This window comes from Citrobacter cronae (genome assembly GCF_016893685.1).
GTDB classification, from domain to species: Bacteria; Pseudomonadota; Gammaproteobacteria; order Enterobacterales; family Enterobacteriaceae; genus Citrobacter; species Citrobacter werkmanii.
The window spans coordinates 1914866-1930471 of the sequence record NZ_CP069763.1 but is presented as its reverse complement, the minus strand read 5'-3'; the positions used below and the strand labels follow the sequence as shown (position 1 = coordinate 1930471).

Genomic DNA, 15606 nt, shown 5'->3' with positions numbered 1-15606 from the left:
TGTCTAAAAATAAGCACGAAAAGGTAAAAATAAGGTAAATAACCCATTTTTTCGCATGCAAAATTAAGTTGTTTTTAATTGATATAAATCAATTTACGTCGTGTAAAGACGGCGAAAAAATCCCGGCTGAGGCGCCAGACAAAATTTTTTATGTCCAATTCAGCACGATAAAAGGGGAATAATCACGAGGGAAAGTACCACACGGACCGAAGCTGTCCGTGTGGCTGAAGAAGCAAAATCAGGCGTTAACTTTATCCAGCGGCCAGGACTCGAACAGATAGCCATCAAAGTCGATATCATCGACATTTGAAAATTCCAACAGCCGTTGTTTGACGTTTTCCAGATGCTGCCACATTGCCAGTTTGGCGGCGCGGGCGTCCTTTTTAATTAACGCCGCCAGGATCTGCTTGTGGTCGACCATCCACTCTTTACGGTAATGAGTATCATCGAGGTGGCTATGAAGCTGGATCCACATCGGGTTGTTCTCACGCCACTGCCATGACTGGCGAAATAACTCCACCAGCATGCTGTTATGCGTGGCTTCCGCAATCGCCAGATGAAACTGCATGTCACCGCTTTCTGATCCATTCGGTTCGCTGGAGGCCAGCTCACGCTCTTCCAGTTGCAACGCCTGACGCATTTTGACGATGTCTTCGCGAGTGGCCTGCAGCGCGGCAAATTCAGCGATGTTGCTTTCCAGCAACTGGCGCGCCTGCAGCAGTTCAAACGGACCGGCATCGTTGCAGTGATTTACATCCGTACTGTCGATACTCTGCGCATCCGCATTGTCGAGCACGTAGATTCCGGCGCCGCGACGCACGTCCACCAGTCCTTTAATTTCCAGCATGATTAATGCTTCGCGCACCACCGTACGAGTGACATTAAGCATCTCAGCAATTTCACGCTCCGGCGGCAAACGCTCACCGGGCTGGTACGGCGTCTGGACAATCAGATCGCGGATCATGGCACCCACTTCCTGGTAGGGTCTTTGTTGAGAAGTGTTCGATTTCATCGTGTTATGTCCGTCAGAAGCGTGTAATCAGATACGGTGAATAGGTATCGAACTATAGCATTTGCGGCAAGTCAAAAACAGAAAACGGGTCAACCAAATCAGTATTTTGATTGACCCGTCATAGTTCGGGGAATTAAGCGTCAGCGCTTAGCGCGGCAACACACTCACGCGCGCCCAGCTCGCACAGTTGTTGATACATGGCGATAACCGTCTCAACAAAGTCGGCGTTTTCCGCTAAATCATGGCCAAAAATCCCGCTCAGCCCCAGCAGCGCCGTCACACGTTCAGCCCCCTGATACTGTTGGTTAATACGCTGGAATTCAGCCAGCATTGGATCAACAACATCAATGGCCTGCCCCTGCTCATCCACGCCGTGGGTATAACGCATCCAGCCCGCGACGCCAAGCGCCAGGTGACGCCAGTCGCTGCCGTTTTGCAGGTGCAGACGCACCGGATCCAGCAGGCGCTGCGGCAGTTTCTGGCTGCCATCCATCGCAATCTGCCAGGTGCGGTGGCGCAGAGACGGGTTGCTAAAACGTTCGATCAGCAGCGTCGCATAGGCGTTGAGATCGGTGCCTTCCGGCATCGCCAGCGTCGGCGCCTGTTCCTGCATCATCAGCGCAAACGCCGCTTTGCGATACGCGGGATTGGTCATGGTATCGGCGATAGTTTCATACCCGCCAAGATAGCCCAGATACGCGAGGAAAGAGTGACTGCCGTTAAGCATGCGCAATTTCATCATTTCAAACGGCACCACATCGGCAACGAACTGCGCGCCGACTTTATCCCAGTCCGGGCGACCGTTGACGAAGTTGTCTTCAATCACCCACTGACGGAACGGCTCACAGGCGATAGCACATGGATCGTAAACGCCCAACTGGTCGGCAATTTCCTGCAACGTTTCTGGCGTCGCTGCCGGAACAATGCGGTCTACCATGGTGCATGGGAAGGTGGCGTTAGCTGCAATCCACTCCGCTAACTGCGGGTCGCGCGCCTGCGCCAGGCCCAGCACCGCGACTTTCGCCACATGACCATTTTCACGCACGTTATCGCAGGACATCACGGTAAAGGCCGCCAGCCCCTGCTCGCGACGCAGATGCAACGCCTGTACGATGTACCCAATCGCCGATTTCGGCGCGGTCGGGTTCGCCAGATCGTGCTTAATCAGTGGGTTATTGAGATCTAACTGGCCGCTGGCAGCGTCGGTGCAGTACCCTTTTTCCGTGACCGTCAGCGAGACAATCGCCGTCTGCGGGCGCGCCATGGCCTGTAAAATACCGTCGCAATCGTCAAGATCCGGGTGCAGCGCTTCTTTCATCGAGCCAATCACTTTCAGCACGGTGTTGTCCGCGCCCTTTTCCGCCACGGTATACAGCAGTTGCTGCTTGCGCAGATTTTCAATCAGTACGCAGTCGTTACCCGGCATCAGGTTAACTTCACAGATACCCCAGTCGCTGTCGGTGGTTTCTAAGAGATGGTGGGTGTACAGCGCCTGATGCGCGCGGTGAAAAGCACCGCATCCCAGGTGAACAATACGGGATTGCAGGCGAGAACTGTCCCACGCCGGACGCGCAACCGGCAGGTTGCTACTGGCAATTGTCGTTGTCATCGTGAACTCCAGAAGCCGTTGGAATACCAACGGAAGAGAAAAGGGAAAAGCCGGCCAGACAGGTGACCGGCAAATCTGCTTTAACGGCTGAAGAAAGCGCGCTGGATAGCCATTTCAACACCACGCACTTCCGCCAGCCCTTTCAGGCGACCAATCGCGGAGTAACCGGGGTTGGTTTTCTTTTTCAGATCGTCAAGCATCTGATGACCGTGATCCGGTCGCATGGGGATCAGATCCTCTTTGCCCTCAGCTTTACGACGTTGCTCTTCTTCGACGATCGCTTTCACCACTTCGTACATGTCAACATCGCCGTTAAGATGCGCCGCTTCATGGAAGGTTTTCGGGTTATCTTCACGCAGCGTGGAGCGCAGATGGGTGAAGTAAATGCGCGGACCAAACTGTTTGATCATGTCAACCAGGTCGTTGTCCGCCCGAACGCCGTAGGAGCCGGTGCACATGGTAAAACCGTTCGCCATGCTGCTGACCGTATCCACCATCCACTGCATATCTTCCACGGTGGAAACAATACGCGGCAGGCCGAGGATCGGGCGCGGCGGATCGTCCGGGTGTACCGCCATACGCACACCAGCTTCTTCTGCCACCGGAATGATCGCTTTCAGGAAGACGGCAAAATTCTCGCGCAGCGCGGCTTTATCGATATCTTTGTAACGCTCAAGATGCTGACGGAACTGATCGAGGGTATAGCCTTCTTCCGCGCCCGGCAGACCGGCGATGATATTGCGGGTCAAACGCGCTTTGTCTTCATCGCTCATGGTTGCGAAGCGTTCACTGGCCTGAGCAATCTCTTCGGCGGTGTAGTCTGCTTCCGCGCCCGGACGTTTGAGGATATGCAGCTCAAAGGCGGCAAATTCAATCTGGTCAAAACGCAACGCTTTGGAGCCGTCCGGCAGGACGTATTCCAGATCGGTACGGGTCCAGTCGAGAACCGGCATAAAGTTATAGCACACGGTACGAATGCCGCACTGGGCCAGGTTACGCAGGCTCTGCTGATAATTGGCGATCCACTGCTGATAGTTGCCAGAACGGGTTTTAATGTCTTCGTGGATCGGCACGCTTTCGACGACCGACCAGACCAGGCCCGCCTGCTCAATAATCGCTTTGCGCTTTAGGATCTCATCAACCGTCCACACTTCCCCGTTCGGGATATGGTGCAAAGCGGTGACAACGCCCGTGGCACCCGCCTGACGCACATCCGCTAAGGTGACCGGATCGTTAGGGCCATACCAGCGCCATGTCTGTTCCATGTTTTGTTCCTCGTTTACATTATGGACTCGACGATATGGCGCATAAATTCCTCCTTTTGGTATTACATGTCAACCTCAATAGCGAAATTGGTTAACCAAATCACAATGAAGGTCGTTTTGATCCTATGTGCGGCGCAAAAATACACGGTGAACATGTAAACATGTAACGCAATGTGACATCTATCGCATCAATGGTTAACCAATATATGTAACATCTCAACCAAAATCATAATGGTTCAACCAAAAGAAGGTAGACGTTTTATGCACGTTCTCAATATTCTGTGGGTCGTATTCGGCATCGGTCTGATGCTGGTACTTAATCTAAGATTCAAAATAAACTCGATGGTCGCCCTGCTGCTGGCGGCGCTCTCAGTCGGCATGCTGGCGGGTATGGATTTAATGGAGCTGCTGCACACCATGAAATCCGGTTTCGGCAGCACGCTGGGAGAGCTGGCGATTATCGTGGTATTCGGGGCGGTCATCGGTAAGCTGATGGTTGATTCCGGGGCGGCGCATCAGATTGCCCATACGCTCCTGGCGCGCCTCGGCCTGCGCTATGTGCAGTTGTCGGTGATCATTATTGGTCTGATCTTCGGCCTGGCGATGTTCTATGAAGTAGCGTTTATTATGCTGGCGCCGCTGGTGATCGTTATTGCTGCGGAAGCGAAGATCCCGTTCCTCAAGCTGGCGATCCCCGCCGTTGCCGCCGCCACCACCGCGCACTCCCTGTTCCCGCCGCAGCCTGGCCCGGTGGCGCTGGTTAATGCCTACGGCGCTGACATGGGCATGGTCTACATCTACGGTATTCTGGTAACCATTCCGAGCGTAATCTGCGCCGGACTTATCCTGCCAAAATTCCTCGGCAACCTCGATCGTCCGACGCCGTCATTCATGAAAGCCGACGTCCCGGTTGACCAGAACAATCTGCCGTCATTCGGCGTGTCTATTCTGGTGCCGCTGATCCCGGCGATCATCATGATCTCCACCACCATCGCCAACATCTGGCTGGTAAAAGGGACACAAGCATGGGAAGTGGTCAACTTCCTCGGCTCTTCACCGATTGCAATGTTCATCGCCATGATTGTTGCCTTCGTGCTGTTTGGTACCGCGCGTGGTCATGATATGCAATGGGTCATGAACGCCTTTGAAAACGCGGTGAAAAGTATCGCGATGGTGATCCTGATCATCGGCGCGGGCGGCGTACTGAAGCAGACCATCATCGACACCGGCATTGGCGATACCATCGGTATGTTGATGTCGCACGGCAATATTTCCCCGTACATCATGGCGTGGTTGATAACCGTATTAATTCGTCTGGCAACCGGTCAGGGCGTGGTCTCAGCCATGACGGCGGCGGGAATTATCAGCGCAGCCATCCTCGACCCGGCAACCGGTCAACTGGTGGGCGTCGATCCGGCGTTACTGGTGCTGGCAACGGCGGCAGGCTCCAACACCCTGACCCACATCAACGATGCCTCGTTCTGGCTGTTCAAAGGCTACTTTGACCTGTCGGTGAAGGATACGCTGAAAACCTGGGGTCTGCTGGAACTGGTAAACTCCGTGGTGGGTTTGATAATCGTGTTGATCATCAGCATGATTGCATAAAGTCTGTCCCGCTCTGGCAGTAGCGCCAGAGCGGTTTTCCATCCTGTCTTAGCAATCCTCAATAATCAGATACACTGCCTTCACCGGGCCATGCACCCCAACCACCTTGATAAGCTCAATATCCGCCGTCGAACTGGGTCCACTGATAATGTTAATGCACGACGGCATCCGCTCACCGGCCTGCGCTTTCTGATGCAGTTTTTCCGCCAGCTGCGCTACGCGCGGCAGGATGGTGCTTTTACGCAGCACGAAAATCGACGACTCCGGCAACAGGCTCAGGGAACGCCCGCGCTCCGGCGCGGAAAACAGCACCACACCGCCGGACTCGGTCAGGCCATACTCGGCATAGACCACGCCGACTTTCGCCTGCTCGGCCTGAGTAATATTTTCGCTACCGCGCGCCGGGTCCCAGACCACAGCGTTGCATGCCTGCTGTAAGCGTTCGGTAATGCCCAGTTCCACCAGCCGACTGTCGCCGCTCAGTACCACCGGTTGTGGCCCCAGTTCCTCACACAGGCGGAGCGCCGCGTCTGCGGCCTGATCCTCGCGGGTCAGTTCGCAGCGGGCCAGCATCACCTCGCTGGCAAACTGGATAAACGCCTCGCAGCGCTGCCCGGGGCTCAGTTCGGTCAGGCGCTCGTTGGCATAGTTGTTAACCGGCGCGGCATCCGCGTGCGGTTCGAAACGCAGCGGGCGACCCAACGCCTGGGCGACGGTGTTTAAAAATGCGGTACGGTTATCCATTTTTTTTCTCCTGCGCCTGATGTTTCTTAAACCAACTGCGGAAACTCTCGCCGTCAGCATCAGGCAGATCGCGCGCCTCCATCCAGTCTCCAATAGCGCCAACCTTAAGCGGTGTTTTACCGCCATTGATAAACCAGCTCGCCGCGTGGGCCCCGGCCATCATGCCGACCTTCCACAGCCCTGGATGGCTGTTAGCATAAGCGAACATTTTGATCGCCCGTCGCTCGGCTTTCGGGGTAATGCCCTCCTCGGCCATCACCCGGCGATGCCGCAGGATCAGTTTTGACAGCGGGATCCGCACCGGACAGACGCTGTCACAGGCCGTGCACAGTGAACAGGCATATGGCAGGTCTTTAAAATCTTTATAGCCGCCGAGCAGCGGAGAGATCACTGCGCCGATGGGACCTGGATAGATGGAGCCATAGCCATGCCCGCCGATATGACGATACGCCGGACAGGTGTTCATACAGGCTCCGCAGCGGATGCAGCGCAGCACATCACGAAACGCTGAGCCCAGCACCTGCGAGCGCCCGTTATCGACAATCACCAGATGAAATTCTTCCGGTCCGTCAACGTTATCCGCCTCACGCGGGCCGGTCAGCCATGTGTTGTAGCCCGTCAGACGTGCGCCCACGGCGCTGCGCGCCAGCATAGTGATCAGTACATCCACATCGGCAAACGTCGGTGCGATACGCTCCATACCCATCACCGCAATGTGCGTTTTCGGCAGCGTGGTGCACATGCGCGCGTTGCCTTCGTTGGTCACCAGACACACCGAGCCAGTTTCCGCCACGGCAAAGTTGCAGCCGGTAATGCCGATTTCGGCACTCAGGAAATCTTCGCGGATCTTCTGGCGAATGAATAAGGTCATGGCTTCCGGCGTTTCCGGGCCGTCGTAGCCCAGACGTTCGTTCAGCACACGGCGGATCTGATAACGATCTTTATGAATGGCCGGGACCACGACGTGCGAAGGCGGATCCTGATCCAATTGCAGGATGTATTCGCCGAGATCGGTTTCGATCACCTGAATTCCGGCATCCTGCAGCACATGATTGACGCCGATCTCTTCGGTCACCATCGACTTGGACTTCACCACCTTCTTCGCATTTTTATTCTGTGCGACCTGCAGAATGTAGCGGGTAGCCTCTTCTTTGGTTTTGGCGAAATAGACGTGCCCGCCGTTTTGCGTCACTTTCTCGGAGAGTTGATAAAGGTAAGCGTCGAGATTGCTCAGAACGTGATCGCGGATCTGGCTGGCACGATCGCGCCAGTCTTCCCAGTGGCCTAACTCCTCGACCATTTTCTGTCGATTCGCGCCGATACGCTCCTGCGCATTAGCCACGGCTTTGCGCATGATCGGGTCTTCAATCTGCTGACGAATGCGCAGTTTAAATTCTACATCGCTGGTTTTTATCGACATTTCTTTCCCCTCAGCGGCTCATCAGCACTTCAGCAATATGCATCACTTTGACCGGCTGACCTTCCCGTTGCAGTCGACCGCCAATGTTCAGCAGGCAGCTGACATCTGCGCCAATCAAGTATTCCGGCTTCGCATCCATCAGATGGAAAACTTTCTCTTTCACCATCTCGCCGGATATTTCAGCCATTTTGACCGAGAATGTTCCGCCAAAGCCGCAGCAGGTGTCCTGATCGGCAAACGTCAGCAGCTCCAGTCCGCGCACGTTTTTCAGCAGTGTGAGCGGCTCTTCCTTCACACCCAGCTTGCGGGTCAGGCTACAGGAGGGGTGATATACGGCGCGGCCATGCAGACTGGCGCCGACATCCACCACGCCCAGTTTGTTGACGATAAAGGAAGTGAGATCCTGCATACGCGCGGCAACGTTCTCAGCACGGATCGCCCACTCAGGTTCATCGGCAAGATAGGTCGGGTAGCTTTTTACCGCATAGGTGCAGGAGCCTGCCGGAGAGATAATCGGATCGTCGTTGTCTTCCAGCGCAGCGATCAGGTTTTTCATCCCGGGGATCGCTTCTTTGATGTAACCGCTGTTGATGGCTGGCTGACCGCAACACCCTTGCTTCTCGGGGAAATTCACGCGACAACCCAGTTTTTCCAGCAGCAATACGGAGTCTCGTGCCATCCGTGATTTCAGTGCGTCACCAATGCAGGTAACAAAGAAATTTACATTCACAATAACCACTCCATTGCTTCATTTCTGTTTATTGCGCTTGATATTGCTATATCAAGCAAAGGTTCAATCGTGATTCACACCCAGTTTTTCGGTTTGCTCGTTTTACTAATGCCTGGGTTCATAATGATGCTCAGATCGTTTTCCTTTGATGGCGATTCTCCGTTTCTTATATCAGGACAATCGCAAATGTCTGTATTTTCATTTGTATGACAAAACAAAATAATCCCCTAATCGACTCGGACATGCAATACCCAGGTTTATTTATTTCGGCATCGCTCACATTTTTATATTTAAAACCACAGCATTATTAACAGCTTAAGAATAGTTTCAGGAGATAACTATTCTCGTCACTACCATTATCAAACATGTTGTTAAATAACTACTTATAGGTATTTCGCTTACTCTTAAGTATATTTACTCGACATTAAATTTTAATTAAAAGATTACAATAGTTACAAAACCACAAATCATAATTACTTTATCCACTGAAGCGATTCAGTTTACAGCTTTTATTAATCCAGCAATGTAGCCTCCCCGCCATAAATATAAATCAGGTTTAATAAACCAATCGGGAATAGCAATGAACGAATATTTTATGTTTGCCCTGGCACTCTCTCCGTTACTACTGATGGTATTTTTAATATTAAAACTAAAAATGGCCATCCATTATTCCGTGCTAATCTCTTTAGTTTTCACCGCCGCGTTATCAGCACTATTCTGGGAAATGCCCGTACAGAATCTGAAAGCCGCAATAGGCTATGGCGCACTGAAGGGATTATGGCCGATCGTGATAGTGATCCTCGGCGCTATCTTCAGTTATAACGTCATGCAGGCGACCAAAGCGCTGGATATTCTGCGCGATATTCTCGCCAGCATTAGCGAAGATAAGCGTATTCAGGTGCTGCTGATTTCATGGTGCTTTGGCGGATTCCTTGAAGCTGCGGCGGGTTATGGTACGGCGGTCGCCATTCCAATCGGCATTCTTATTGCGCTCGGATTCAACCCGCTGAAGGCGGCGATCGCCTCTCTGGTTGCAAATACCGTTCCCACCGCATTCGGCGCGGTCGGGATCCCGGTTTCTATTCTGGCGGAACAGGTTAATCTGCCGGTTTATACCTTAGGCGGAACTATTATTCTGCAACTGGCGCTGTTTAATATCCTGCTGCCGTTTGTCATTGTCTGCATAATTGGCGGCGGCCTGAAAGCCATTCGCGGCGTATTTCTGATCACGCTGATGTGCGGCATCACCACGCTGGTTCCGCAATATTTTGTTGCTATCCATCTTGGCGCGGAATTGCCTGCCTTTGCCGGGAGCCTGGTCAGCCTGTTTGCCGTCGCGATAGTCAGCCGCCTGCGCAAAGGAAAAACCGATCCCGAATGGCGCATTGAGGTCAGCCATACCCGCGAAACCACGCCGCGCTCGGCAAAAGTGTTGTTCCGCGTGGGCTCTATCTATCTGTTTATTTTTGTCTTTATCCTGCTGTGTTCACCGCTGTTCCCGACGATAAAAGCCGCGGCGTCCCAACTGGCCTCGGTACTGTATTTTACGCTAGCCGACGGCAAAACCCTGGCGCTGAAAGTGGAATGGGTGACCACGCCGGGGATGCTGATCATCTTTGCGACCATTATCGGCGGTTTTATTCAGGGGGCTTCGGCACGTGGGATGCTGGAAGTGTTTATCAAAACTATTTTCCAGCTTAAAAATTCCATTGTGGCGATTATGGCGATCGTCGCGCTGGCCACGGTGATGGATCTCAGTGGGATTATCTCCACGCTGGCCCAGTCGATTGTTGATTTGACCGGCAGCTCATACGTCTTCCTCGCCCCGGTGATTGGCGCGCTGGGCACATTTGTGACCGGCAGCGATACCAACTCGAACATTCTGTTCGGTAAGCTGCAAACTATTGCCGCCAGTAAGCTGCATATCGATCCCAACTGGCTGGCGGCGGCCAATACCTCCGGCGCAACGGGCGGAAAAATGATTTCGCCGCAGAGCATCGCCATCGCAGTTTCAGCCACCAAAATGGACGGCCAGGCCAACCAGATAATGTCTGGCACCATGAAATACTGCTGCGCCTACATTGTGATCCTCGGCCTGAAAGTCGGTCTCTTTTATTACTGGTTTATGGCGTAACCCGTTGTCAACCCCGCCAAATTCGCGGCAATCGTATTTGACGACGCGGTGACCATAAAGGTTTACACCGCCCTGGGATCGGAACGAGGTGACAGGCTTTACGATTTGTCGGCGCTGACTAAAATAGCGCCGATGTTTCAAATCGAGGGTTGTTGTTATGTTGTTCTGGAAAAAGATGGTGAAGAAGTTCGACGCCTTTTCTGCGTTGATCCCACCACGCTACTTCCGCGTGTAATGTCTGCGTTTCACGCTCATTTGTCGGCCGGATAAGGCGCAAGCGCCGCATCCGGCAACTGGCCCCCTTTCACTTGCGCAGCCCGCACGCTCTTAACACCCTGACCCACAGACGAAGCCACGCAAAACGGTAGACCAGCGGATGCTGAAATCGTAGCAATGTCAGAAACATAGAGCCTCCTTGGGACGCTACAGTACCGTTGCCTGATAGCGAATCTGCGGCTCCATTATCTGGTGACGCGCGTCTATCAGCCGCAGTTCATACGAGTCGCGCTCTTTCGTTAGTCGCATCACCGCGTCAACAACACTGGTGGTCCGCTCCAGCGCCAGCTTGTCATCATAACCATTGAGCAGTGAGGCCAGCATCACGCTGCAAATCAGATCCCCAACGCCCACCGGCATTTTGGCAAAGCTATACAGCGGCCGGGCGATGTGTAACGTCTGTTCCGCCGTCACCAGCAGCATTTCAAACGCCTGTTTGTCACGCGAGCAGTCGCCGAGATGCTTCACCAGTACCTTCTTCACTCCCCATGCCACCAACTGCTGCGCCGCTTCCACCACCTCGTCAAAACTACGCAGTAGTCTGCCCGTCAACACGCCCAGCTCATAGAGATTCGGCCCCATTATGTCGGCCAGTTGAATGGCGTCATCGACAAAATAGGACTCCACGCCCTGCGCGACAATGCAGCCTTTTTGCGGGTCGCCCATTACTGGATCGCAAAAATAGAGCGCCTGCGGATTACGCTGGCGAATGGTGGTGACCGCGTGCTTGACCTCTTCGCAATGGCGTTTATCTCCAAGATACCCTGACAATACGGCATCACATTGCGCCAGCTTTTGCAGGTCATCCAGCCCGCTGATGATGGCGCTCAACTCGCCGTGCGGCATCGCCATGCCCTGCCACATCCCGTACTGGGTGTGGTTGGAAAACTGCACGGTGTAAAACGGCCATACATCGATCCCCGAAAGCTGCATCGGCAACACGGCGGCTTTATTTCCGGCATAGCCATAAACGACTGACGACTGAACAGACAACACGTTTTTCATTTTGACTCCGTCTAACGAAACGTTGGCAGCAGACCAAATACGTCCAGAACAACCGTCAGATAAACAATCGCCCCACAGACAATCACCAGATTGAGCACGGTGTTATTACACGGCGCGGTATAGCTGGCGGTCGGAAAACGTTTCCGCGCCGCTTTCACCAGGAACGGCGGCAGGATCACGCTCCAGATGGTAAAGGCCAGACCGGCGTAACCAATCGCGTGCACAAAACCGTTCGGGAAGAAGAAGCACACGGCGGCTGGTGGGAAGTAAGTCACCAGCGCGGTTTTCAGGCGGCCCATGCCGTCATCCGGGAAATGAAACAGATCGGCGATGTAATCAAACAGGCCAAGCGTCGCCGCCAGCAGGGAACTGGCTACCGCGAAGTTGCCGAAGAAGGTCAGGATCAGATCCATATAACGGCTGGTGAACAGCCCGCTGATGGCCTCGACAAACACGTCGATATTGCCGCCTTTGGCGATAATTGGCGGGAACGAGGAACGGCTAATGTTGCCCATCGTAACGGCTAACCAGAAGATATACAGCAACAGGGCAAACAGCGTGCCGATGATAATAGAGCGCGTAATATTCGAAATTCCGCTCGTGCCATACAGCTTGACCAGGCTCGGCACGTTACCGTGAAAACCAAACGAGATAATGCAGAACGGCAGCGTCATCAGGATATACGGCAGATACTGCGAATTGGGCAGCGCCACCGCCACGCTGTCGACGAGTTTTGCCACTTCGATATGGCCCACCAGTCCGGAGAAGGTGGCAAAGAACGCCACAAATTTACCGATAATTAGCACGGTAGTGATGCGTCCAACCAGCAATGAACTGTACCAGGCAATTGCCCCAACCAGCATACTGACGATAATCACCGAGATATTTGCCGGAAAACGCACGCCGCTGTATTTGAATACGGTTTGCGCCATCACCGCCGATGAACCGGAGATATAGGCATAGGTCAGAATATACAGCACAAAGCCGAAAGCGATACCCACCACGATATTCCACTTACGGCCTAATAAATCCTGGGTAAAGGTATTAAAACTGGCACCAGCGCCATAATGCAGGTTAACTTCAACCAGCATCAGGCCGGTTAATAACATCATGATGGCAATAAAGAGAAGAATAACCGACGCACCGGGGAACCATACGCCGGCCATCGCAATCGGCAGGGAAAACATTCCGCCACCCACTACGGTCGCGATAACCAACATGGTTCCGCTAATCAGTCCGGGGGTACTACTCTGTCGCTCAATGGCATTAATATCCATGATAAATGTTCCTGTAGACTATTCGTTATAATTACAGCTGTCATTTGTACATCATGCGGATAATAAAAATGTCGGAGTCAGGGTTTACTTTTTATAGTTCTGTCACGGTAACGGACACCGCAAAGGCTTCCTGTTCATGGAAAAAGAAGACAAAAAAGCCCCATCGCCAGATGGGGCCATAATGATTATTTAGATATAATCAAAGCGTGCGGTAAAGAAACGCAACTGCTTCGGCTCGTATATAAACTTCAGCCCGCGAATATCTTCTTTGTGCTGGTAAAGTTTAATAATACCGTCGGCCACCACATCCATATGCGCGTAGGTATAAACGCGACGTGGAATCGTCAGACGCACAGTTTCCAGTTTCGGTCTGTGGTGTTCGCCGGTGACGTTATTACGACCCGCAGAGATAATTCCGCGCTCCATACTACGTACACCAGTTTCTACATAGATGCTGGCAGCCAGGCTTTGCGCCGGGAACTCGTCCTGCGTCAGATGCTCGCAGAAGCGGCGCGCATCGAGGAATACCGCATGACCGCCCACCGGTTCAACAATCGGTACGCCAGCAGCTTTCAGCTTGTCGCCCAGGTAGCGCACCTGCTTCACGCGGTGCTCAATGTACTCATACTGCATGGCTTCGCGCAGACCAATCGCCATGGCTTCCATGTCGCGTCCGGCCAGGCCGCCGTAGGATGGCATCCCTTCGTACACTACGACTAACTCTTTGGCAGCAGAGAACATTTCGTCATCATTCATGCACAGGAAGCCGCCGATGTTTACCAGACAGTCTTTTTTACCACTCATGGTACAACCGTCGGCGTAGCTGAACATCTCATGCACGATCTCTGCGATGCTCTTGTTCTCAAAGCCCTGCTCTTGCTCTTTGATAAAGTAGGCGTTTTCTACGCAGCGGGTGGCGTCGTAGAACACTTTAATGCCGTGTGCTTTTGTCAGTTCACGTACCGCACGCATGTTTGCCATCGATACCGGCTGCCCGCCCGCGAGGTTAACCGTCACCGCCAGGCAGATATAGGCAATATTCTCGGCGCCTTTTTCATCAATCAGCTTTTGTAATTTTTTAAGATCGATATCACCTTTAAATGCAATATTCAGACCGGCATCGTGCGCTTCGTCACGAACGATATCGACAAACACCGCGCCATTTTTTTCCTGGTGATAACGGGTAGTGGTGAAATACATATTCCCGGCAACATATTGCCCAGGTTTAATAGCCAGCTGCGATAACAGGTTTTCAGCGCCGCGGCCCTGGTGAGTCGGAACAATATGTTTAAAGCCAAACAGTTCCTGAACCGTTCTTTCCAGATGATAGAAGTTTTCGCTGCCCGCGTACGCTTCATCACCCATCATCATTCCGGCCCACTGCTTGTCGCTCATTGCGTTGGTGCCACTGTCGGTCAGCAGGTCAATATAAATATCTTTCGAATTTAACAGGAAAGTATTGTAACCCGCTTCCTGCATTTTCTTAAGGCGTTCATCACGCGGGATCATAGATACAGTTTCAACGCTTTTAATACGGAAGGGTTCTGCCGGATAATTCATTTTGTTTCTCCAGTAACAGTGGTCATGTACGTATTAATGTGAAGTAAAGCATACCTGGTTCATCAATAAAGTCTGATGAAATATAACTATTCGCCTCCTGAGCCAGGGGGAGAAATAATGTGGAGGCACTATGCAAGATTTAATTGATTATGGAAATAGCTCGAGCAACATTAATCACTGGCAATAATTCAAAAATCTGTAAATGTGAGTGATGCAAATCACACGTCATTTTTTTACCTATTCATATTCAACAAGTTTTTTTTTGCGTGTTGTTTTGTCGTTCGCTGTTGAGCGTTACCTGCGACCGGAAATACTGAAAACTTAACTTTCCAGGCTGTTCTCATTTTGTATTGGTGAATGAGTACACCCCATTTTGTGAGAGTCGGATCACTTCGCGGGTTACTATTTGTGATACACATCACTAAAAGTGTAAAGCAAAGTGTACAAATTGGTGTTGTTTCAGAGTTTGCTATTTGCTTCAGTGAGTTAGATCGCATTTTTGACCAGATAGCAACAGGCGTTGTTTTCTGGAGCGCGGGGATATTCAGGCGCGTGGAAGATAATGAATTTATACGCTGAATAATACCGGATTTATTGGGATGAAGGCGTTTTCTATTTATTCCAAAAGCGTGCTATTCGCGCTTATTTCATCTTATTTACATCTGGACTTCACCCAAGATACAGGGGGAATTCACAGGGGTTTGATTAGCGCGATGCGCAGTCACTATTAAAGGGAATAGTCACCATGACTGATACGCATAGTATTGCAGTTTCATTTGATCCAGAAGTGCATGCCGCACGCACCGCCGAACCCGAAGAGTCAGAACTGATGAAATCCCTGCGCGCCGTGGAAAAACTCTCCGTGCGCAAGCAAAAGCAGGTACTGGAGTTTATCGGAGTGATTGCGGGGAAAGCGTCAAAGGGGTGAGCGTGTGATTGTCCTTGAGGCGCCTGCGGGCGCCTTTATTA

12 protein-coding genes are annotated in these 15606 nt (G+C 52.3%); 3 read left to right on the top strand and 9 right to left on the bottom strand.

The window, feature by feature from the left end:
* Window positions 1-238: 238 nt before the first annotated feature.
* The 3 genes from uxuR to uxuA all read right to left on the bottom strand — a co-directional run bounded on the left by uxuR (window position 239) and on the right by uxuA (window position 3886).
* Window positions 239-1012, bottom strand: a complete 774-nt coding sequence (gene uxuR, locus JSN25_RS08225) for a Uxu operon transcriptional regulator (protein ID WP_038636895.1) — start codon at window positions 1010-1012, stop codon at window positions 239-241.
* Between the two features lie 133 nt (window positions 1013-1145).
* Window positions 1146-2621 carry a fructuronate reductase gene (locus JSN25_RS08220; RefSeq protein WP_204525608.1) on the bottom strand — a complete coding sequence of 492 codons (1476 nt, stop codon included), beginning with the start codon at window positions 2619-2621 and terminating at the stop codon, window positions 1146-1148.
* An 80-nt stretch (window positions 2622-2701) separates the two neighbouring features.
* Complete coding sequence (uxuA, locus tag JSN25_RS08215) at window positions 2702-3886, bottom strand: mannonate dehydratase (protein WP_085048378.1); 1185 nt, start codon at window positions 3884-3886, stop codon at window positions 2702-2704.
* Between the two features lie 261 nt (window positions 3887-4147).
* Here uxuA and gntP point away from each other — a divergent pair, with 261 nt between their 5' ends.
* On the top strand, window positions 4148-5491 hold the full coding sequence (gntP, locus tag JSN25_RS08210; protein WP_038636883.1) for a gluconate permease GntP: 1344 nt from the start codon (window positions 4148-4150) through the stop codon (window positions 5489-5491).
* 48 nt (window positions 5492-5539) lie between these two features.
* On the opposite strand, the gene JSN25_RS08205 is transcribed toward gntP, so the two are convergent.
* From JSN25_RS08205 to JSN25_RS08195, 3 genes are read right to left on the bottom strand one after another with little or no spacing between them, the layout of a single operon-like run.
* The gene (locus tag JSN25_RS08205; protein WP_087857437.1) at window positions 5540-6235 is read right to left on the bottom strand and encodes a LutC/YkgG family protein; all 696 of its coding nucleotides are present in this window, start codon (window positions 6233-6235) and stop codon (window positions 5540-5542) included.
* The gene (locus JSN25_RS08200) at window positions 6228-7655 is read right to left on the bottom strand and encodes a LutB/LldF family L-lactate oxidation iron-sulfur protein (RefSeq protein ID WP_038636879.1); all 1428 of its coding nucleotides are present in this window, start codon (window positions 7653-7655) and stop codon (window positions 6228-6230) included. The genes JSN25_RS08205 and JSN25_RS08200 overlap by 8 nt, the downstream gene beginning before the upstream one ends.
* A 10-nt stretch (window positions 7656-7665) precedes the next feature.
* Entirely contained in the window at window positions 7666-8385 is a 720-nt protein-coding gene (locus tag JSN25_RS08195) for a (Fe-S)-binding protein (RefSeq protein ID WP_042312620.1), read from the bottom strand.
* A 580-nt stretch (window positions 8386-8965) separates the two neighbouring features.
* Here JSN25_RS08195 and JSN25_RS08190 point away from each other — a divergent pair.
* Complete coding sequence (locus JSN25_RS08190; protein WP_204525607.1) at window positions 8966-10519, top strand: L-lactate permease; 1554 nt, start codon at window positions 8966-8968, stop codon at window positions 10517-10519.
* Window positions 10520-10942: 423 nt separating this feature from the next.
* Here the strand turns inward: JSN25_RS08190 and pdxY are convergent, their stop codons facing one another.
* The 3 genes from pdxY to JSN25_RS08175 all read right to left on the bottom strand — a co-directional run bounded on the left by pdxY (window position 10943) and on the right by JSN25_RS08175 (window position 14637).
* Complete coding sequence (pdxY, locus tag JSN25_RS08185; protein ID WP_204525606.1) at window positions 10943-11800, bottom strand: pyridoxal kinase PdxY; 858 nt, start codon at window positions 11798-11800, stop codon at window positions 10943-10945.
* 11 nt (window positions 11801-11811) lie between these two features.
* Entirely contained in the window at window positions 11812-13077 is a 1266-nt protein-coding gene (locus tag JSN25_RS08180) for an aromatic amino acid transporter (protein ID WP_038636871.1), read from the bottom strand.
* Between the two features lie 189 nt (window positions 13078-13266).
* Window positions 13267-14637, bottom strand: a complete 1371-nt coding sequence (locus JSN25_RS08175; protein ID WP_038636869.1) for a tyrosine phenol-lyase — start codon at window positions 14635-14637, stop codon at window positions 13267-13269.
* A gap of 745 nt (window positions 14638-15382) precedes the next feature.
* Between JSN25_RS08175 and JSN25_RS08170 the strand changes: the two genes are divergently transcribed.
* Complete coding sequence (locus JSN25_RS08170; RefSeq protein ID WP_185656113.1) at window positions 15383-15565, top strand: SymE family type I addiction module toxin; 183 nt, start codon at window positions 15383-15385, stop codon at window positions 15563-15565.
* Window positions 15566-15606: the final 41 nt, after the last annotated feature.